This window comes from Streptomyces sp. NPDC057623 (genome assembly GCF_042800355.1).
GTDB lineage: Bacteria > Actinomycetota > Actinomycetes > Streptomycetales > Streptomycetaceae > Streptomyces.
Genome location: NZ_JBHVGZ010000115.1, coordinates 1 through 19355 on the forward strand (window position 1 = coordinate 1; position 19355 = coordinate 19355).

General features: G+C 68.4%; 15 protein-coding genes and 1 pseudogene. 8 read left to right on the forward strand and 8 right to left on the reverse strand.

Annotation, left to right across the window (positions count from 1 at the left end; translation table 11 throughout):
- On the reverse strand, positions 1–2951 hold a 2951-nt coding region (locus ACFU95_RS48420; RefSeq protein ID WP_383843453.1), incomplete at its 3' end, for a S8 family serine peptidase.
- 461 nt (positions 2952–3412) lie between these two features.
- Between ACFU95_RS48420 and ACFU95_RS48425 the strand changes: the two genes are divergently transcribed.
- Complete coding sequence (locus tag ACFU95_RS48425; RefSeq protein ID WP_383843456.1) at positions 3413–3601, forward strand: hypothetical protein; 189 nt, start codon at positions 3413–3415, stop codon at positions 3599–3601.
- Positions 3602–3858: 257 nt separating this feature from the next.
- Positions 3859–4041 (forward strand): annotated as a pseudogene (locus tag ACFU95_RS48430) (IS5/IS1182 family transposase); the annotation flags it as partial.
- Between the two features lie 149 nt (positions 4042–4190).
- On the opposite strand, the gene ACFU95_RS48435 reads toward ACFU95_RS48430, so the two are convergent.
- Positions 4191–4496 carry a hypothetical protein gene (locus tag ACFU95_RS48435; RefSeq protein WP_383843459.1) on the reverse strand — a complete coding sequence of 102 codons (306 nt, stop codon included), beginning with the start codon at positions 4494–4496 and terminating at the stop codon, positions 4191–4193.
- Between the two features lie 355 nt (positions 4497–4851).
- Here ACFU95_RS48435 and ACFU95_RS48440 point away from each other — a divergent pair, with 355 nt between their 5' ends.
- A complete protein-coding gene (locus ACFU95_RS48440) occupies positions 4852–5199 on the forward strand; it encodes a hypothetical protein (RefSeq protein WP_383843462.1) in 348 nt (115 codons plus the stop codon).
- A 903-nt stretch (positions 5200–6102) separates the two neighbouring features.
- On the opposite strand, the gene ACFU95_RS48445 is transcribed toward ACFU95_RS48440, so the two are convergent.
- The 4 genes from ACFU95_RS48445 to ACFU95_RS48460 form a co-directional block, all read right to left on the reverse strand.
- Positions 6103–7014 (reverse strand): NAD(P)-binding domain-containing protein, encoded by a 912-nt coding sequence (locus ACFU95_RS48445; protein WP_383843465.1) that lies wholly within the window; start codon positions 7012–7014, stop codon positions 6103–6105.
- Positions 7015–7221: 207 nt separating this feature from the next.
- Positions 7222–10335 (reverse strand): S8 family serine peptidase, encoded by a 3114-nt coding sequence (locus tag ACFU95_RS48450; protein WP_383843468.1) that lies wholly within the window; start codon positions 10333–10335, stop codon positions 7222–7224.
- A gap of 773 nt (positions 10336–11108) precedes the next feature.
- On the reverse strand, positions 11109–11540 hold the full coding sequence (locus ACFU95_RS48455) for a hypothetical protein (protein ID WP_383843471.1): 432 nt from the start codon (positions 11538–11540) through the stop codon (positions 11109–11111).
- 175 nt (positions 11541–11715) lie between these two features.
- Positions 11716–12621, reverse strand: coding sequence for an aldehyde dehydrogenase family protein (locus ACFU95_RS48460; protein WP_383843474.1), 906 nt, complete (start codon positions 12619–12621; stop codon positions 11716–11718).
- Positions 12622–12906: 285 nt separating this feature from the next.
- On the opposite strand from ACFU95_RS48460, the gene ACFU95_RS48465 reads away from it, so the two are divergent.
- Both ACFU95_RS48465 and ACFU95_RS48470 read left to right on the forward strand, forming a co-directional pair.
- Positions 12907–13350, forward strand: a complete 444-nt coding sequence (locus ACFU95_RS48465) for a hypothetical protein (RefSeq protein ID WP_383843477.1) — start codon at positions 12907–12909, stop codon at positions 13348–13350.
- 170 nt (positions 13351–13520) lie between these two features.
- Positions 13521–14276: an SDR family NAD(P)-dependent oxidoreductase gene (locus tag ACFU95_RS48470; protein WP_383843480.1), complete on the forward strand. Its 756-nt coding sequence runs from the start codon at positions 13521–13523 to the stop codon at positions 14274–14276.
- Positions 14277–14326: 50 nt separating this feature from the next.
- Here ACFU95_RS48470 and ACFU95_RS48475 read toward each other — a convergent pair whose 3' ends face one another.
- Entirely contained in the window at positions 14327–15124 is a 798-nt protein-coding gene (locus ACFU95_RS48475) for an IclR family transcriptional regulator (RefSeq protein WP_383843483.1), read from the reverse strand.
- A gap of 192 nt (positions 15125–15316) precedes the next feature.
- Here ACFU95_RS48475 and ACFU95_RS48480 point away from each other — a divergent pair, with 192 nt between their 5' ends.
- Genes ACFU95_RS48480 through ACFU95_RS48490 form a run of 3 tightly spaced genes read left to right on the forward strand, consistent with a single transcriptional unit; the run spans position 15317 to position 17702 of the window.
- The gene (locus ACFU95_RS48480; RefSeq protein ID WP_383843486.1) at positions 15317–15928 is read left to right on the forward strand and encodes a carboxymuconolactone decarboxylase family protein; all 612 of its coding nucleotides are present in this window, start codon (positions 15317–15319) and stop codon (positions 15926–15928) included.
- A gap of 53 nt (positions 15929–15981) precedes the next feature.
- Positions 15982–16854: a fumarylacetoacetate hydrolase family protein gene (locus tag ACFU95_RS48485; protein WP_383843489.1), complete on the forward strand. Its 873-nt coding sequence runs from the start codon at positions 15982–15984 to the stop codon at positions 16852–16854.
- Positions 16851–17702 carry a fumarylacetoacetate hydrolase family protein gene (locus ACFU95_RS48490; protein WP_383843491.1) on the forward strand — a complete coding sequence of 284 codons (852 nt, stop codon included), beginning with the start codon at positions 16851–16853 and terminating at the stop codon, positions 17700–17702. Before ACFU95_RS48485 ends, ACFU95_RS48490 begins: the two co-directional genes overlap by 4 nt.
- 268 nt (positions 17703–17970) lie before the next feature.
- Here ACFU95_RS48490 and ACFU95_RS48495 read toward each other — a convergent pair whose 3' ends face one another.
- Positions 17971–19173: an IS110 family transposase gene (locus ACFU95_RS48495; RefSeq protein WP_383843494.1), complete on the reverse strand. Its 1203-nt coding sequence runs from the start codon at positions 19171–19173 to the stop codon at positions 17971–17973.
- Positions 19174–19355 lie beyond the last annotated feature (182 nt).

Genomic DNA, 19355 nt, shown 5'->3' on the forward strand with positions numbered 1-19355 from the left:
TCGTAGACCATCAGGTCCAGGTCGGCGGAGGAGTCGGAGGGGCTGCCGATGGCGACGTCCAGGGACGTGGTGCCCTTGGGCACCACGACCGTGGTGGTCTGCGTGGCCCCGGTGGCGACGGTCGGCCGCGCGGTCTTCGCGGAGCCGAGCGGTCCGCCCTCGATGGTGCCGTGCACGGGTGCGTAGCCGTTGGCCGCCTTCCAGGAGACGGCGGCCGGGGTGCCCACCACGGCCTGCGGTACGGTCGCGGGATCCGGGTCGAAGGAGGCGCCGTACACGGTGACGTCGAGGTCGTAGGGATTGTCCAGCGGCTTGGTGGCGTAGTACGACTGGACCACGATCTCCCAGACACCGGGCCGCGGGTCCGGGTACGTGGTCACGCCCGACGCCCCGGAGTCGTCGCCCTTGGCGAGGACACCGTACGGCTGGAGCGCGCCGGCCTCCGTCCAGCTGCCGTCCGCCAGACCGCCGAGCTTGACCTCCAGCGTCCTGGCGCCCTCGGGGACGGTCACGAAGTAGGTGTCGGCGCTGTTGCGCTGCACCGAGCCGGAGACGGAGTAGGTGTAGTGGGCCGGGGTGGAGACCACAACAGTCGCCAGGATCTGTCGGTCGACGCCCGCGGTGGCCGGGTCGTCGACCTCCAGGCGGGCGCTCTTGATGCCCACGGCCGTGGGCGCGGCCTGAACCTTGACGGTGACCGGCTGGTCCAGCGGCAGCTCGACGGTCTGCGGGCCGAGGATCGAGAAGGTGTCGGCCTTGTTGTTCTTCAGCCGCAGCTCGTGCACGACCGGCGCGTCGGGGCCGGAGGTGCGAGTGAGCGTGACGTCGTAGGTCTTCTTCTGGCCGGCCTTCAGTCCGCCCTCACGGTCGTAGATGCCGGTGCCGAAGCCGGGGGTCTTCAGCTCCTGGTCCAGCGCGGTGTCGACCGGGGCCTTCACGGTGTAGTCGTGGGCGCTCGCGCCCGCCTCGATGTCCTTCCACGCGGCCGGTACGTCGATGAGGCCGGCGCCCTCCTCGTACGCCTGGGCTCCCTTGATGTGGCGGGCGGTCGAGGTCAGCGCCGTGCGCAGCTTCTGCGGGGTGAGGTCGATGTGCCGGGCCTTGGCGGCGGACAGCAGGAGCGCGGACGCGCCCGCCGTCTGCGGGGAGGCCATCGAGGTGCCCTGGTACATGCCGTAGCCGGCGGGCAGGTCCCAGCCCGTGTAGTCCTTGTAGAACTGGTCGCCGGGCATCCAGGTCGGGATGGAGGAGACCGCCGAGCCGGGCGCGACCAGCGTCGGCGTGAACCCGCCGTCCTCGCGCGGGCCGCGCGAGGAGTAGGCGGACATGCTGTAGCTCTTCTCCACGGCGGAGCCGTAGTTGGCGGCCCAGGTCTCCTTGGAGATGCCCGAGCCGGCCGAGATCACCTTGTCGGCGTAGCTCGGGTAGCCGATGGTGTTGGCGCCGGGTCCGTTGTTGCCGGCCGAGATCACGATCTGCACGCCGTAGGTGTCGATCAGGCGCGTGTACAGCTCGGAGGTGGCGTCGTTGCCGTCATTGAGCGCGATCAGACCGCCGATGGACATGTTGATGATGTCGACGCCCCGGTTGACGACGAGGTCGATCATGCCCTCGGACATGGCGATGTTGGTGCAGCTGCCGGGGCCGAAGGCGCAGGCGCGGGAGGAGACGATCCGCGCGCCGGGGGCGGCGCCGTCCATCTTCCCGCCGAACAGCCCGTTCGCCGCGGTGATGCCGGCGACATGGGTGCCGTGCGAGCCGGAGACGACACCGATGTTGACGAAGTCGGCCTTCTTGCCGACATGGGGCCCGCCCAGCGGGTCCAGCGGGACGTCCTTGCGGATCTCCACGACGAACGGCTGCCGCTCGGCGATGGCGGTCTGGGGGTCGTCGGTGCCGAAGTACCCGACCTGGTAACCGTCCTTGTACGGCTTCATCGGGGTGTCGTCGGTGAAGTCGCCGTTGTCGTTCACATCGACGGTGACCGTACCGGCCGCCGGGTCGTACAGCACCCCCCAGTCATCGGTGGTGTCACCGTCACGGTTCACATCACCGTCGGCGTCACCGCCCGCCACACTGCCGCCGTTGGTGACCGACTCGCGGAAGAGGTTGATGCGATACGAGCCCGACGGTGCTTTCCAGCTCCGGCCCTCATAGATGAAGGACGGTCCGGACACCTCGCTCGTCATCGGCCGCCAGGTGCCGTCGCCATCGACGACCGGGTCGGTGGCGGTCACCCAGTCGATGATCTTCCGCTCACCCGTGGTGGTCTTCTGCAGGGCCGGGTGGGCGAGGTCGACGCCGGTGTCGAGGACACCGATGGTGACACCTCGGCCGTCCGCGTCCGGGTGCTTCTTCACGAAGTCGACGGCGCCCGTCTCGAAGACCGGGTTGTACGGGTTCGCGGCCGGGGTGTCCTTGCCGGGCCCCGGGTAGGTCTCCGATGTCGCCTCCGTCGCGACACCCTGGACCTTGCGGGCGTCGGGCAGCGGATCCTCCAGCGCGATCCCGTGCCGCAGATCGATGGCGTGCACGGAGGACAGCTTCGCGGCGGCCGCGATCGCCGCCTGCGCCCTGCCGGTCGGGACGGTGGCGCGGACATAGCCGAGCTTGTCGTAACTGCGGCCGACGGAACCGCCCTTGACCGCGTCCAGTTCCTTCGCCACCTGCTCGGTCCGGCCCGGCGCGGTGACGACCATCATCGTAACGTTCTTCTCACCCGAGGCCCGTGCCTCGGACAGCAACTCGGCATCCGCCGAACCGAGCTTGTCGTGCGCGGACTTGGCGGAGCCGTCATCGGCCGGCACCGCGGCGGGCGAACCGTCGGCGGCGAAAGCCACGGGTATCGCGCCGGTTATGGAGAGCAGCACGGCGAGACCGGCAGCCACGGCGGTACGGGGCGCGCGTCTCGCACCCGGTATCGGGGTGGTGTGGGGGGTGACAGAGGGCATGGGTTTCCTTGCTTCAGCGGAGAGAACGAAGGGCACGACGGCAGGGACCGGCAGACCGAACTCGGCGGACCGAATCCGGAATTGGCCGTAGGGACGCCCGAACGTCATTCAAGTAACGCTGCTCTGAGGAGAGTTGCGGACGTCTGCCTGTCGATCATGACGTACCCCCCACCATATCCAACAGGCACTTGCGTAAAGATTCCGCCATTTTGCGCATTCACACGGGCCGGGACACCAGGAGCTGCATCCCCGTCAACAGCTAGGGACATTTGCCTCTATGCACCCTGAGGCTACGACTGGGACACTGCGATCAAGATCTCCCCCCTCTTCGGATTTCTGACGTATCCAGAGGCGGGGGCTTCCGACTCCCACAGAAACGGATTCACATGCGCAGCAAGAGAAGCAGTCGCGGTTTGCGGGCCAAGCAGGTAATCACCACTGCGGTGTTGTCAGGAGCTTTGGTGGCTCTGGCAGCGCTGCCGGCATCGGCGGCCCAGAGGGTCAGGGGCGGCCCCGCCATCAGCCAGGGCTGGGCTTCACAACTCGCTGCGGACGCCTGCTACGCGCGGGGCGGAGACCCCGCGAACGACTATTGGTACTGGCAGGACGGCGACAACTGGTACGCCTATGTGACCTGCCAGGGCATTTAGTCACCGGACCCACGCTTTTCAGGTCACCACAGAACGCGACGGGGTGTGGGCCGCATATCGAGTTGTCGGTCCTCCGGAACGGTAAGGCCCAAGGTGATCACGACAAAGGGACGGCGAGCTGTTCCCGCTGCCGTCGGCGACCGTCCGTGAGCGCGAGGCGCGACGCACGGTCCGCGGTATCCCCAAGTCCAGGCAGGCGTAAGGCCCCTGGTAAGAACGATCTCGCGACGGAAAGATCCAACCAAGGGCCTTACCCGCAAGGGCGACATGCGCTGGGCTGCTTCAAGCAGGCAGTGCTCGTGCCGCGCTGGTTCCTCGACGGCACGCGACTGGCCCAACTCGCCCGTGACAACGGCCTGCCGGTCTTCACTGCCTATCGCTACCTGCACCAAGGACTGGCCGTCGGCGCACCGGATCTGTCCACCGCTCTGCAGTACGCTGGCGAAGACAGCCGGGCCGAGGCCCAGCGAGGCTCCCGTTCCGCCGGGTTGAGACGTCGAACGCCGCATTCGACGGCACGAGAGCCTCATAGCGCGCGGACACCGATGCCATGACGCGATCAACGGCCGCGCTGCAAGGATCTCATCGTCTACGCGCACGCGATGTAGATCGTGTACGTATAGCTGCCGTCCTTTTGCTGCTGGCCGATGGCCTGGTTCTGGTCGATGACGCGACGGCTGCCACAGAAAGCTGTTGCCCTGTCATAGGCGTTGCTGATCGCCGCGCTGTACGTTGATCCATAGCCGGTTATCTCGTAGCACGTCCTCGTGGTTTCATAGCACACGAAGGTAGCAGCATGGGCCACGCCGGTCGTTCCCGCCAACGCCCCCAGGGACAGTCCGCCCGCAATCAGCAGCGACGCGACCCGCTTCTTCACCGATGCCAAACGGCGCATATCTCTCTCCCTTTTGTGATTCGAGCAAGGACTCACACTGATTTTCGCGGCCTTCATCGCACTGAATTTACTCAGCTCGCGCTCCGATTTTGTCGGCCTTTCCCCCCTCAGACATAGAGGCAAATGTCCCGCCAGGACGGACCGAGGAGCTTTCCCGCGTCGATCCGGTATGACACTCGCGTCCGTCCTGAAAAGCGACAGCCTTCGTGAGGCAAGCCACGCCGCCGACAGCCGGTGAGGACATCCGCCTCTACGCACTCCCTCCCGGCGATCGCCAGACTCGACATGGTTCATCCGCTCCACGGGAGCGATGCCCCACTCCTCACCGCCCTTCCCGCCACACCCAGGAGATGGCATGCACATGACGAAGTGGGCACCTGTCGCGACAGCCATCGCCGTGCTTACGATCGGAGGCTCCGCCATTGCAGGGCTCGCGTACACGGTCTCCACAGTGCCGATCAACATCTGCAGCGATGTCGACAGCATGCTGATCGTGCTGGACCAGTGCGGGAACGCCGGCAATCGCCAGCTCAAGGACTCGCGACTCGATCCAGGAGGGCAGGGGTGCGGCGAAACCGGGGTGGAGGATACGGGTCGGACGGTCACCGTCTCGGGGAGGGGCGTAGACCCCAACACCCTCAAGGGTCCGAAGCCGGTGACGATTCCGCACAACGCCGACTTTGTGGAAATCGTGGTTCCCTGACCGGAACCGCCGCCCTGGTACCAGCAGGCAGCGGAGTGCGATCGTGTGCGAGTGACCGTCTGGGAGTTCGTGACACTCCGTCGAGGGCTCCGACGAACCGCGCAGGCAGGCGGAGACCTGCCATTTCTCGCTGAAGTCCACGGTCTTGGACGGACGAGTGCTGCGTTCACGCGGTGTCGCCTGCCTTGAGTAGGAGATCTTCGCACTGCTGACGGTCTGCCAGGCGCTGGTCCACATGGCCGGCGATGTCATGACGGCCACGCCCGCAGTGTCCGTTCAGCGGGTGAGCTTCACCGTTCCCTTCCAGGCCGCCGGGGACCAGATCATGGTCGCCCCGGGGCCTGCCCGGTGGCAGGGCTGCATCGTTGATCGGGGCCATCGGCCAGGCCGTGGCCCATCAATCTCCTCCCAGAACAGCACGGCCAGCGCCTGAAGGCCCGCTACCGCAAGACATCAGCAAGTACGTGGTGTAGGAAATCAACGCGGAAGGCGCAGATCGAGCGCCCGATCCGTCGATCGGCGGCCGGAAGTGGCTGTCGGGCAGTCAGTTCAGTGGGGTTGTGGACCGTTGTCGCCGCGGGCCCCTATCGCTCCGCCTCGAGCACGGCGAGCCCGCGAGTGACCGCGCCGGGGCACGATCGACGTTGGGCCGACACGCCGTCACTTGTTCTCATCTCGCCGACAATTCCAGGGCGCTGTGTGTCATCTTCCACCCAACGGCGCGGCCATCCCGGCACAGCTCCGCCGAGGATTCCGACCGGTCCGCCGCCCCCTTCGTTGGTCCGATGCGGTATCAACCACAGCCAGCCCATTCCCTTGCCATCTCCAAGAACGCCCGGAATCAAGGCCGAAGGCCCCGAGTTACCGTCGTCGGCAACAATCTCTGCATGGTCGTCGACACACTCATGTCGCGGTGGACTCGATATCAGGGGAACCCACATGTCCCAGCCAGTGAAGTATGGCTTGGTGTCGGGACCGCACTCCTAGTTTTCCGTAGATACGGCTCAAGTAGTTTCTGACCGTCTTCTCCGACAAGTACATCTCCTGTGCCACTTCCGTCAGCGAACGGCCGGCGGCAGTCAGCGTCATGATCCGCTGTTCTTGGGGCGACAGACGCATTCTCACGGCGGCGGAGCAGGACGCGGTGGGCCAGTTCACATAGCCAGGAGAGTCCGGCGGGAGGATCTCCAGTTTCTCGGCCATCGCCCGTGTGACCGCCCTGGCCTGTTCGGTGGCAACCGCGAGGGCAGTGAGCACCCGGCTGTTCTCGAACGTGCCGACGTCGATCACGTTGTAGCCGAGGGCACTCAACAGCCGGGACACCTCCGCCTTGGCGTCCACATCGTCGCCGGCGACGGGCAGGACGCTCCGGTCGAGGACACCCAGCCGGGGGCCGGGGCGCAGACGGCGGAAGTCGATGTCGCTGAACACCTTCACCACGGGGGACCCGACGAGGTGCCGCTGGACCAGGCGACTGGGCGTCATCTTGCCCGATTCCAGCACGGCAATGCGGCCGTGCCGCTCCGGGTGATAGTTCATGAGGTCGATGACGGTCCTGCCTGCCAACTCCGACACGGGAAGCCGGTCATAGGCGTTCAGGGGGACGGCCACGGCGACCATGTCGCTCGCCTGGGCGGCCTCGGGCGGCGTGGCCGCGCGTGCGCGTGGGCCGAGTTCGGCGACCAGGGCGGCGAGGGACTCGGGGCCGCGCGAGTTGCTCAGTACGACATTGAGGCCGGAGGCGACGGCGAGACGGGCCAGCGCGCTGCCGACCATTCCGCATCCGATGAGTCCGAGTGTGGGGGGCTGGGTCACGGTGTCAGATCTCCAGTTCAGCGGATGGCCTGGATCACAGGCCATCGGTCAGAGGGTCTGCGTCGACTTCTCCCGCCGGCGAATCCGCGTGCTGCGCGCGCTCCGGCGGCCCTGAGGGCAGGGACAGACCGCCCGGGGCGGGTGTGATCACCAGGGTGCGACGGTGACGGTCACGAGGGTCCGGGCGGCTGTGGGGGTGCCGTCGCCCTACTCCAGTGGGCCGACGACGGAGGTCGACTCCGTCGGCGAGAGGTCCTTCCAGCGGACGGGGATCTTCGCAGTGGCCCTGCCGGTCACCTGTCGGGTGGCCGGGTCGGCCACGGCCAGGCAGCTGCGCCGGGTGATGTCACCCATGCCCCAGGTGCCCAGGGCATAGGTCTGGCTCGTGATGTCCCGCGGCAGGCTGTACTGGTCGAGCTGGACCACGTACGTGCCCGGTCCGGGGCCGATGTACTCGTCCTTGCCGAGCGGTGGCCAGGACGCCGCCTCGCCGCCGGCCTCGCCACGGACCCACCGTTCCACGTCACTGCCGTCGACATGATCGGCGGAGAGGATGCCCACCCTGGCGAACCGGCAGCCCTCGGGAGCGGTGATCGCCGTCCGGTCCGTGGCCGGCGGGAATTCGGCGGGCGGGTCGGTCGGGGCGAGATCCGGGGTGGCGCCGGTCAGGGTGCCGGTCCTGGGCTCGCCCGTGTACGGGCCGTCGACCCGGGTCGTGAGTGTGCCGTACCAGCCGGTCTCCGGGCTGAGTGTCACCGAACCGGCAGTGCCGGTTCCGGTGGTCTTGGCGGGTACGGAGAATTGCGTGGCGCGCAGGGCGACGGTGCTGCGGACCGTGTGACGGGCGCCGATGTCCGTCAGATCGACGCGGCCGTACGACCACTGGCCGTACGCGGCGTCGGTGCGGGTGAAGGTGACCTGGTACGTGGCGGACGCGCCCGGCGCCACGACCAGCCGCTTCGGCGAGGCCTCGGCCTTGAAGCCGCGCGGCGCCGTGGTCGTGACCGTGTAGTCGCCAGGAGTGGGAGCGACGTTGGTGACCGTGCGGGTGATGGTCTGGCTCCCCACGAGGTCGCCGACCGAGATGGTCGGGTAGTTCAGGTCGCTCGGGTCGGTCTCGGCGACGGCGGCGCAGACGTCGTCGCCGTTCTCGTCCACGAGCCGGCCCTCGATAGCGCAGATGTACGCCGTCCAGTCGGCGGAGGTGGAGTTGTAGACCAGTCCGGGATCGGCGGCCGCGTTCGGGACCACCTGCCCGGCTCCGTAGTTGAGGGGCGTGGCGTCCGCGCCGGAGCGCTGGATCGGTTTGCCGTCGCTGTCGGCGGTCGTCGCCGTGGTCATCAGCGCCGACTTGACCTCCGCCGGGGACCAGTCCGGGTGCAGCGACCGCAGCAGCAGCGCCAGCCCCGCGATGTGCGGTGCTGCCATCGACGTACCGGTCATGATGTTCTGCTTGCCCTTGAAGTCGGGGCTCCCCTGGGCGACTCCGGCAACGATGTCGACCCCGGGGGCGATGAGGTCCGGCTTCAGCAGATCGCCGCCGCTGATGGCGTCGGGGCCGCCGGAGGAGAGGGCCCACACCTCCGGGGCGCGCTGACGGACCGTTCTGGCGGCGTCCAGCCGCGCTGTGGCACGGGACCCGGCCCGCTCCGTATATGCCTTGACGGCCTGGCCGTCGACGGTGTTCAGGTGCACGGAGGGGACCCGGTGCGCGTCGGCGAGCACATCGTCCGGAGCGCCGGGGTTGTAGACCACCATGCCCGCCCCGCCGGCCGCTTTGACCTGTTCGCTCTTGTCCACGCGAGTGTTGCCGCCGCGCTTGCACAGCACGATCGCGCCGGTCGCCTTGTCCGGGTCGAGGGTGTCGGGCAGGCACAGCTCGGCGTCGGCTGCCGCCACGCCGCCGCGGGCCGCGCGCGCCGCGTCGACCAGTGGTGCGGAAGGCACGGCGGAGGCGCTGATGCCGACGCCGGTGTAGGAGGTGCCGTCGCCGAGGGTGACGGTGGTGCGGTAGCCGGTGTCGTGGGTGGAGGCGCCTGCGGTGGTGATCCAGGGCAGCTCGTTCGAGACCGTGCCGGGCCCGCTGTTGCCTCCCGCCGCGGAGATGAAGACGCCCGCTTCGGCCGCGTGGCGCATGGCCGTCTCGAGGGCGCCGCTGAGAACCCGCGGGTCTCCGCCGAGGGAGTAGTTGATGACGTCCACACCGTCGGCCACGGCCTTGTCGATCGCGGCGACCGTGTCGACCGTGGAACAGCCGTTGCTCCAGCACGCCTTGTAGGCGGCGATGCGGGCTGCGGGCGCCACCCCCGATATCCGGCTGGATATGCCGCTGTCGGGGACGACGGCGTCGACATCCATGTTCCCGGCGGCAGTTGTGGCGGTGTGGGTGCCGTGCGAGTCGTTGTCCATGGGGGACGCCCAGTCGTCCGCCGTCGGGTCGGTGAGGCCCTTGTTGAAGTACTGAGCGCCGATCACCTTGTTGTTGCAACGGACCTGGTGCGCGGTGTCCTCACCGGGGTCGCACCTGCCCTTCCACTTCTTGGCGATGACCTCGGCGTCGGATCGGGGCTCGGGCAGGGCGCGCACCGACGGGTTGTCGGTATCGATGCCATAGTCGACAACACCGAGGATCATCCCCTCGCCCGCGCCCCGCTGTCCCCTGGGGAATTTGCCGTAGAGCCCGTCCTTGTCCTTCAGGCCCAGGAATTTGGCGGTGTCGGGGGCTGGGAGGGTTCCCGCCGGCGTACGGGTGGACGCGTCGGCGGACGTGGCCGCGCGGTCGTTCCCGGCCACGGCGGCCCGGGCGGGCCGGATCACCTCGTTGCGCGTCAGCGAGACGACCCCCGGCGTGCGGGCCAGCCGGTTCGCCTCAGCGGCGGTCAGTTCGGCGGCGAAACCGTTCAGGACGATGTCGTACGTGTAGAGCGGCTTGATGTCCGGTACGCCGGTGAGCACGCCCTCGCGCTGTCGCTCCAGGTGCTCCTTATAGGCGCGTACGGGTTCCGTGCCGACCGTCAGCCGCTTGCCCTGCGGCGGCTTGGTGGCCTTCAGTCCCTGGGCGCCTCCGGCGTAGGAGGCCACGGGCTCCTCGGCAAGCTCGATCAGATACGTACCGGCCGAGTAGTGCTGCTCATCGGCTTCCGATCCGGCCGTGTGGCCGGTCTTTGCCCCGTTCGTGGTGCCGTTCGCCGTTCCGCTGGCCGGTGCGGCGGCTTGCGCCGACGCGATCGCGGTCAGCGCCAGGCTCCCGGCGAGTACCGGGGCCAGCAGAAGAATTGCCGGTCTGTGGCGGTGGCGGTCGCCGGGTTGGTCGTGGGACAAGTTTCTGTCCTCTCCCTGCGTAATGGTGTTCGTTTTCACCCCCGATGTGATCAGTATTGTGGGGATCGGTTGACTGTCGAGGAAGAGGCGACCGACAGTTACTGATGAGTCCTCACGAGCTCTGCACAGTTGGCCAGTTCGGCCGCCCGGTCTGGGAGGGCCGACAAGTCACGGCCGTCACTCGGGGCGTTTCCAGCGAGCCGGACCGGCAGCATGTTCCCGGGCTCCCGCGGCGCAAGTCGGAAGTGGCGCGCGAAACGGGCCCGCAAGGCGGCCGTCGGCCACACGCGGTGGAGCCACCGGCCAGTCACCTTCAGGGCCATGGCCCATCGACGGCACACATGAAGCCGAGGGCATCTTCGCCGATGACGCCCCAGAAGGGGAACGAGGCACAGGTAGGGAACGACCGGTACGCCGAACTCGCCCTCGGACCGCGGCAGACCGGCCCGTCACAGGCCGGCCTGACTGGAACGACGGCCCTGTCGACCGCGTCCCACGGTGTTGTCGTCCAGGCGGGTGCCGAGCATGAACCGCTTGGACAGCAGAGGCGTTGCGTCGGATCCCTGGGCATGTGCCGGTCCGAGGAGGACCGCGGCCGGCACATGCGCGACGCCGCCCGCGGTCACCAAGAGGGAGCCGGCACACCTGCGTTGACTGGTGCGCTGGTGCCGACCGGACTGGCCGCTCGACGCAACCGCCGCCCGGAGGGACGCCGTCGCGGACTGATGAGTGCGCCCGACGCGCCCCGCGGCCCGTTCCGGCTCAGTTCCCGGTCAGCGCCGCCTCGGGCTGGTCGGGCGTCGCGTCGGGGCCGTCGCCTTCGGTGCTGTCCGCGAGCTCCTTCTCCGGGAGGAGGAAGGCGAGGACGAGGCTGACGGCGAACACGGGGACCAGGTAGCGGAACACACCGGTGTCAAGGCGTGCTGGTACGAGAGGATCACCGCGTCCTGGACCTTGTCCGGGCGGGAGTGGACCAGGTCCGGGGTGAGCGAGTGGGTGTCGCCGGCCACACCGGCGGACGCTCCTTTGAGGCGGTCGCTGAGCTGGTCGGTGAGCCGGTGGGTGAACACCGCGCCGACACCCGCGGTGCCCAGCGTGGCGCCGATCTCGCGGAAGAAGTTGTTGGCGGAGGTCGCTGTGCCCACGTCGGAGGCGGGGAAGTCGTGCAGGTAGTGCAATGGATCGCCGCCCGGCGTCATCACCATGACCTCACCGACCGACGCGGGGGCCCCACGGCGATCACTGATGTCCGGCACATCTGGATCCACTCGGGTGCAGCGCCGGGCCCGCTCTCGGGAAGCGACCCTGGAACGCCCCCCTCGCAGACGGGCCTCGGCGCTCAAGCGGTTCAACGTGTTCCCGATGCGGGATCGCACACCCTCACCCGTTACGTCCTGAAGCCCTCCGGGAGCGAGGAAGCGAGCGTCGATGACCTCGTCGAGTGCTCGCGGCCGACGATCGAAGCGCTGATGCGGCCGCCGGGTGGGCAAGAGGCGGCGAAGCGGCCGGAGGTCCCGTGCGGGGCGGCTTCGGAGCAACACCGTATGCCTCGTGCCGGTCTCCTGATCTGAGCCCCTGTCTGACCGGTGTGGCCACGACGCGAGAGTTGCGATGCATGCTCCACTCGTTCGCGCTGGGTGGCCGTGGCCACGGGCCGATGCGGGTCGCGCGGGCGCGTGCAATCCGTGGACGCGTGGCCGCTGTTCCGCCCCCGACGCGGCCGCCGGCCACGGAGGCCTTGGCTCCGCCCAAGGGCGCCACCGCCTCGTCATCGACGGTCTGGTCGTTGATGTGGACGGCGCCGGACTCGATCCCCTCGGCCAGTTCCAGGGCACCGAACACGTCCTGAGTGAGGATGGCGACCGACAGGCCGTACTCGGAGGAGTTGATGATCTCCACCGCCTGCCCGACGGTCTCGCAGGCGGTGACGGGGCCACGGGGCGGAAGATCTCCTCGCAGAAGCGGGCGCGTCGGGGGTATGCCGAAGAGGACGGTGGGCCGGTAGAACCAGCCGTCGCAGGTGCCGCCGGCGGCGAGGAGCGCGCCCCGACCTCGAAGGCGGCCTTTCCTCCCCGGCCCCTGCTTCGGCGACGATCCAGCGCACCAGTCGACCCCGGTTCTCCTCCAGGGCGGCCGCCGCCCTCCGAAATACCTCCGCCCGCCGGTCGTAGGGCAGCCTGGCCCGGTCCGCTGGGCCTTTGCCGTGATCTCGACGGCTCGGTCGGCGTCGGTCGCCGTGGCCGTACCGACCGTGGCGATGACCTGGCCTGTGGCCGGTGCGGTCACCTCCAGGGTTCCGCCCCGGCCCTGCGTCCAGGAACCGTCGAAGATCTTGCCGTCCCAGGGGGAGGAAACGGGGGGTGGACTGGGGTTCGACTGTCGTACCCCCTTGCAGCGCTACCTGCTCACCCCACTGATGCGCGACAGCAGGAGGGCCCCGCTGGTGGCCGCCTTCGGCCTCTCGCTGCTACCTCAGACACTATTCCAGGCCGCCTTCGGCACCCACCCCAAAGCCCTGCCCGCCTCGTACGCCGGCACCGGCCCGTCTTCTGTTCGGCGCGGGTCCAGATCGTGTACGTCATCGCCTTCGACCTGACCGAGCTTCTGTGCGCCGCCACCCACCTGGCCCTGAGCAGGTCGCGGGCCGGCAGTGCATGCGGCGCGGGCGGCGGCCGACCCGGCCACGGCGGCCGTGCTCGGTATCAACACAACCAGGTCTACGCCATGACCTTCGCCGAGGCGGCGGCGCTCGCCGCGGCCGGTGGAGTGCTCACGGACATGGCGCAGAGCTTCACCCCCACCAGCGGCCGGCCGCTGCTGCTCACCGGCTTCGCCGTGGTGGCCCTGGCCGGCATCGGCAGCGTACTGCCGGCCGGGGTGACGCCGGGCGTCCTGAAGTCCGTCAGCGTCAGCCTCTTCGGCGGCGGCTGGCGGGAGGTCGTCGTCCACCTGACCTTCTTCCTGGTGCTCGCGGTCCGTCCGCAGGGCCTGTTCCGAAAGGCGGCTGCCGGATAGCACTCCTGCTCACCCCGCGGCGCTCGTGGTCCACGGTCACCCTTCCGCTCTCCACCGTGACCTGCTTCGCCCTCGGCGGTGTGCTCGACGCGATGGACAGCACACAGGCCAGCCGCTATCGTCAGGCACTATATGAAACTTACTTTTACTCAATGAAAATGGAGATATCCATGGGATGGCTGGGTCTGGAGGGCGGACGCGCTCTGGTGTTCGGAGCGGGAGGGCTCGGAGCGGCCTGCGCCCGAGGGCTGGCCGAAGCCGGTACACGCCTCGTGGTGGTGGACGTGGACGAGAGCCGACTCAAGACCTTCCGGGAGGACCCTCGGGTGGCGGAGGCGGACATCCAGACCGTGGCCGCCGACGTGACTTCCTCCGAGTCCTGCGACGAGGCGGTCGCTACGGCCGCCCGTCTACTCGGCGGTCTGGACGTACTGGTCCACGCGGTCGGGACCAACGACCGCAGACCGGTACTGGACATGCCCGACGAAGTGTGGGACCGGATCCTCACCCTGAACCTGTCCAGCGCCTTCTGGATCGGCCGGGCGGCGGGTCGGGTCATGGGCGAGGCAGGAGGTGGCCGGATGGTGTTCTTCTCCTCGGTCTCCTCCAAGCTCGCGCACCGACACCATGCCCCCTACGCCGCGACAAAGGGCGGACTCGACCAGCTGATCAAGGTCATGGCCCGAGAATGGGCCGGTGACGGCGTGACGGTCAACGCGGTCGCGCCGGGCTACACGGAGACCGAGCTGACACGCGCGTACCTCGACAAACCCGGCATGCGCGACGAGATGACCGACCTGGTACCGGCAGGACGCCTCGGCACCCCCGAGGACGTCGTCGGCGCGACACTGTTCCTGGCCTCACCACGGGCGTCGTTCGTGACCGGACAGGTGCTCTATGTGGATGGCGGTCGCACCCTCGTCTGATCCGCCGGCTCATCGTCGCACCGAGTTCCGCGTCCGGCGCGGAGAGGGAATCAGCGGCCGCCGAGCAGTCGAGAGATCTCGCGACAGGCGTCCATGAGGGGCTGGCGCAGTTCGCCGAGCAAGCGCTCCACAGGAAACTCGCGCGCCGGAACAGCGACATTGGCAGCCGCCACGATGGACCCGGTCGCGTCCGTGATCGGCGCGGCCACGGAGCGCAGACCGTAGGCGAGCTCCTCGTCCTGTATGACATATCCCTGTTCGCGAATCCCACTCAGCGCACCACGTAGCCCGTCGAGGGACCTGATGGCATTCGGTCCCATCGCCCCGGCGAAGGACTTCTCGGTCAAGCGCCGCTCAAGCTCGGTGTCATCGAGCGCGCTCAACAGCATCTTCCCTATCGAGGTGCTGACTGCCGGGAGCCGTGACCCCACCTGGATGTTCGCGGTGACCAGGTCGTTGTTGCGCAGCCGGATCAGGTAGAGGACGTAGTCGTCGGACAGCGTGCCCAGGTTCACCGTCTGGCTGGTTGCTTCGGCCAGACGACGCAGAGGACCTTCCGCGAGCTGGACCAGGTCAAGGCCGCGCAGTGCCGAGAAACCGAGCGTCAGGACCCGCGGGGCAGGGCGGTACGCGCCGTTGGGCAACTGCTCCAGGAACCCCTCGGTCACCAGCGTGGCCGCCAGCCGGAATGCCGTCGGGAGGGGTACTCCCGTCTCGGCAGCCATGTCGGAGAGTTTCATGGAAGCCCGCTGCTCGGAGAACAGGCCGAGCAGACGGAGCCCCTTGGCCAGTGCCTCCACGCGATAGCTGCGCTTGGCGGGTGCATCCCCGGTGGAGGCGTCGGGCACCTCTACGGGCTGGGACTGACGCGGCGGCAAGGTCGGCTCGCTTTCTTGTCGGGGCGACTGAGAGGGACTCTCTCATTTTCACTCTACGGAAGCCAGTGTCACAGTTACTTTTGTCAAGTGAAATTGGCTTTCACTGAACGAAGGGAAAGGTTAGGCTGTGGTCCGATCGACGAGCCGGCCGAAGGAGCGCTGATGACAGTTCGACTGGCTGGGCTACTGCCCGGAGAGCTCGACGAGCAGCAGGCGGAGGTCTACTCGGCCATCACCGGGGGACGCCGCTCGGCAGGGCGGCAGTCGTTCGCCCTGGCCGACGAGGACGGCCGCCTGCGCGGTCCGTTCAACGCGATGCTGCTCAGCCCGCCGGTCGGCCTTGCCGTACAGGCGGTTGGAAGCGCGGTGCGCTACGACAGTGCCCTCACCGACCGCGTGCGCGAGATGGCCATCCTCGCCGTCGCCGCACACTGGGGCAGCACCTTCGAGCGGGAAGCCCACGAGGCCGTGGGCCGCACCTGCGGACTGAGCGATCGGGAAATGGCCGCACTGCGTGTCGGCGCCGTCCCCGCGCTGGCGGACCCGGCGGAGCGGACCGCCCTGCGGATCACTCACGCGCTCATCCTCGCCGGGGAACTGACCGACGAGGAGTACGACGAGGCCGTGCTGACGGTAGGGGCACGCGGCCTGTTCGAGCTCACCACGTTGGTCGGGTACTACGGCATGCTCGCCCTCCAGCTGCGTGTCTTCGCAGGTGAGCAGCCGTCGGCTGGTCAGGCGACTGCCCTGCCGCATCCGGAGACCCACTCATAGAAGCGTTATCGGCAAGACCTCAGAAGTCGCAGACGTTCAGATAGGCGGAACACATGAAGCTGGTCACCTTTGACGACGGGCGCGTCGGCAGGCTGGAGTTGGAGGAGCGAGTCGTCCTCCCCCTGGAGGTCGGCTCGACCCGTGAGTACTTCGAGCTCGACGGCCGGGTGACGGAGACCGGAGAGCGCCTGGCCCTGGACGACGTACGGCTGCGCGCGCCGATCGTGCCGAAGAAGTTCTTCCACACCTCCGGCAACTTCCGCGAGCACGAGGACGAGTCGAAGAACGTCGACTGGTCGCACCCCATGCACAAGGGCATCGTCTTCTTCCAGAACGTCGACGCGATCGTCGGCCCCGACGAGCCCGTGATCTACCCCGAGCACCTGACCAGTGAGCTGGACTACGAGCTGGAGATCGCCGTCGTCATCGGCAAGCCCGGCAAGTTCTTCGGTGTGGACGACGCCCCCGACCACATCGCCGGATACGTCGTCTTCAACGACATCACCGCACGCGACATCCAGCGCCGCGAGATGGAGTCCGGCGTCTTCTCCTTCTGCAAGGCCATCGACACCTTCTGCCCGGTCGGCCCCTACATCGTCACCGCCGACGAGATCCCCGACCCACAGAACCTCGACATGGAACTGCGTGTCAACGGCATGGTCCGGCAGAAGTCCAACACCAACCGCATGTCGGTCTCCATCCCGCACCTAGTCGCCTACCACTCCCCGCAGGGCTACAGCGCGGGCGACCTGATCACCACCGGCACTGTCCAGGGCGTCGCGGGCTTCAGCGGCGACCCGGACATGTACCTCAAGCCCGGTGACGTCATCGAGGCCGAGGTCGAGCGCCTCGGCGTCCTGCGCACGCCGATCGTCAGCTGGGAGCAGGGTCACGGCACCCCCGTACCGCAGAAGGTGGACTGGTGAGGCTCGCTGTCATCGGCGGACGCGCCGTCCTCGTCGAGGGGGACCGGGCGGCCGACATCTCGTCGGCGTCCAAGAACCGGTTCTCCTCCGACCCCATGACACTGCTCGACAGCTGGCAGGAGCTACGGCACTGGGCCGCTTCCGACTTGCCTTCGGACGCCTACGGCATTCCCGTCGAGCCGGACGCGCTCGGCGCCCCGGTGCCGCGCCCACGCCAGGTGTTCGCGGTGGCGCTCAACTACCCGCCGCACGCGGCTGAGGCGGGCTACACGCCACCGGACGACCCTCTGATCTTCACCAAGTTCCCGACCTGCGTCACCGGCCCTCGCACTACCGTCGAACTCCCGCCCGGCAAGGTCGACTGGGAGGTCGAACTCGTCGCGGTGGTCGGCCGGCACGCGCACCGCGTGCCCGAGGACCGCGCCTGGGAGAGCGTCGCCGGGCTCACCGTCGGCCAGGACCTCTCCGAGCGGGTCGTCCAACTGGCCGGGAAACCACCGCAGTTCAGCCTGGGCAAGTCCTTCCCCGGCTTTGGCCCGACCGGCCCGTTCCTCGTCACACCCGACGAGTTCGCCGACCCCGGCGACCTGGAGATCACCGGGCTCCTCAACGGCGACGTCGTCCAGCACGACCGTACGAAGTCCATGATCTTCCCGGTCCCCGAGCTGATCGCGCGTCTCTCGGCCATCGTGCCCCTGCTTCCCGGCGACCTCGTCTTCACCGGCACACCCGCCGGAGTCGGCAACCGGATGAACCCGCCGCGCTACCTGACGGAGGGCGACGAACTGGTCAGCCGTATCTCCGGCATCGGCGAACTCCGCCAGCTCTTCTCCGATTCCACCGCCTGACCCGCATCGCGGCAGAGAGAAGGGGCCCGGGCCGGCCCCTTCTCTCTGCCGCCTCGGCGCCGTGGAGCGTCCCGGCTGAAGCCCGACCCTGCCGGGTCAACCCGCCTCCCCACCGCGACTTGGCGTGAGGCGTAGTCCGTAGCCGGAGTCGCAGCGAGGGGCGATGCACTGGTGCGGGCTGTCGGGGCGGCCTTGGGTGGCCTCGCCCATGGTGGGCGGGAGCTGGAAGCGCGGACACCCCTCGGGGGGGGTGCCCCTATGGGTTTCGTCAAGCTGATGGGGCGGGGTGGGGTTCGTAGAAGGTGCCGTCGCGGAGCATCGCGAAGAGGACGTCGGCTCGTCGTCTCGCGAGGCAGAGGAGGGCTTGGGTGTGGTGCTTTCCCTGGCTGATCTTCTTGTCGTAGTAGGTCCGGGAGACCGGGTCGGCCAGAGCTGCGAACGCGGACAGGAAGAAGGCCCGTTTGAGCTGCTTGTTTCCGCGGCGGGATGGTTGTTCGCCGCGGATCGAGGAGCCAGAACTGCGGGTTGTGGGGGCGAGGCCGACGTAGGCGGCGAGGTGGGCGGCGGTCGGGAACGAACTGCCGTCACCGACGTCGATGAGGATGCGGGCTCCGGTCCTGACGCCGATCCCCGGCATGGACGTCAGGACCTTCGAAAGAGGGTGGTTCTCCAGCAGTTCCTCGATCCGAGTGGCCAAGAGTTTCCGCTGGTCAAGCACTGCTCGGAGCGAGTTGGCGAGGCTGGGGACGATCAGAGCGGCTGCGTCGGTGCCCGGGACGACGACGGTCTGTTCGTCCAGGGCGGTGAAGATTTCTTCGACGAGGCGCTCTGCCATCCGCGGTGCCTTCGGGCGTATCAGCGCAGTGAGCCGTCGGCGTCCGGCTTTGCGGATCTGGGCCGGGGAGCCGAACTGGTCGAGGAGCTTGAGCACGGCCGGGTGCTGGACGCGCGGGCCCAGGACCCGTTCCAGCGACGGGTGGATCTGCGTCAGCAGGCCCCGCAGGCGGTTGCTGATGCGGGTTGCTTCGCCGGCCAGGTCGTCGTCGAAGCCGACGATCATCTCCAGCTCGGCGACGGTCTCGTCCTGGAGGTCGACCGAGCGGAGCGTATGAGGCATGACGCGGGCCGCGTCCGCGATGACGAACGCGTCGCGGGCATCGGTCTTGGCCTCGCCGGGATAGAGGTCGGCGATCCGCCGCATCGTCAGACCGGGCAGATAGGCGACCTGGCAGCGCATGTCCCGGGCCACCGCCAGCGGCAGAGCCCCGATCGAGGCCGGCTGGTCGACCACCACGAGCACGGTCCCGTGCTTGGCCTGCAGTTTGCCGAACACTTCGCGGAGCTTCGGCTCGCTGTTGGGAAGCCGCTTGTCGAAGGCCTTCTTCCCGGCCGGGGTGACGGCGGTGGCGTGGTGTTCGCCCTTGCCGACGTCCAGGCCGAGGAAGGCGCCGATGTCACTGACGTCGATCACGTGCGTCCTTCGGTCGTCCTCGCCCGGCCGTCTCACGGCACCGATCGCCACATCCACATTACGAAGAGCCTCCCGACCTGAGGGAAGGCCGGTGGTCATGCCCCTGACTTGTTGAATCGACCCCAGACGCCCGGTCTGCAGCCGTAGCGTCCAGGGCGCCGGTCGGCACGGGCTCGCATTGC

Excerpts from the sequence above, each read along its gene's own strand:
- ACFU95_RS48435 (WP_383843459.1), bottom strand. The coding sequence starts at position 4,496 with ATGCGCCGTTTGGCATCGGTGAAGAAGCGGGTCGCGTCGCTGCTGATT.
- ACFU95_RS48440 (WP_383843462.1), top strand. The coding sequence starts at position 4,852 with ATGCACATGACGAAGTGGGCACCTGTCGCGACAGCCATCGCCGTGCTT.
- ACFU95_RS48455 (WP_383843471.1), bottom strand. The coding sequence starts at position 11,540 with ATGGTGATGACGCCGGGCGGCGATCCATTGCACTACCTGCACGACTTC.
- ACFU95_RS48470 (WP_383843480.1), top strand. The coding sequence starts at position 13,521 with ATGGGATGGCTGGGTCTGGAGGGCGGACGCGCTCTGGTGTTCGGAGCG.
- ACFU95_RS48480 (WP_383843486.1), top strand. The coding sequence starts at position 15,317 with ATGACAGTTCGACTGGCTGGGCTACTGCCCGGAGAGCTCGACGAGCAG.
- ACFU95_RS48485 (WP_383843489.1), top strand. The coding sequence starts at position 15,982 with ATGAAGCTGGTCACCTTTGACGACGGGCGCGTCGGCAGGCTGGAGTTG.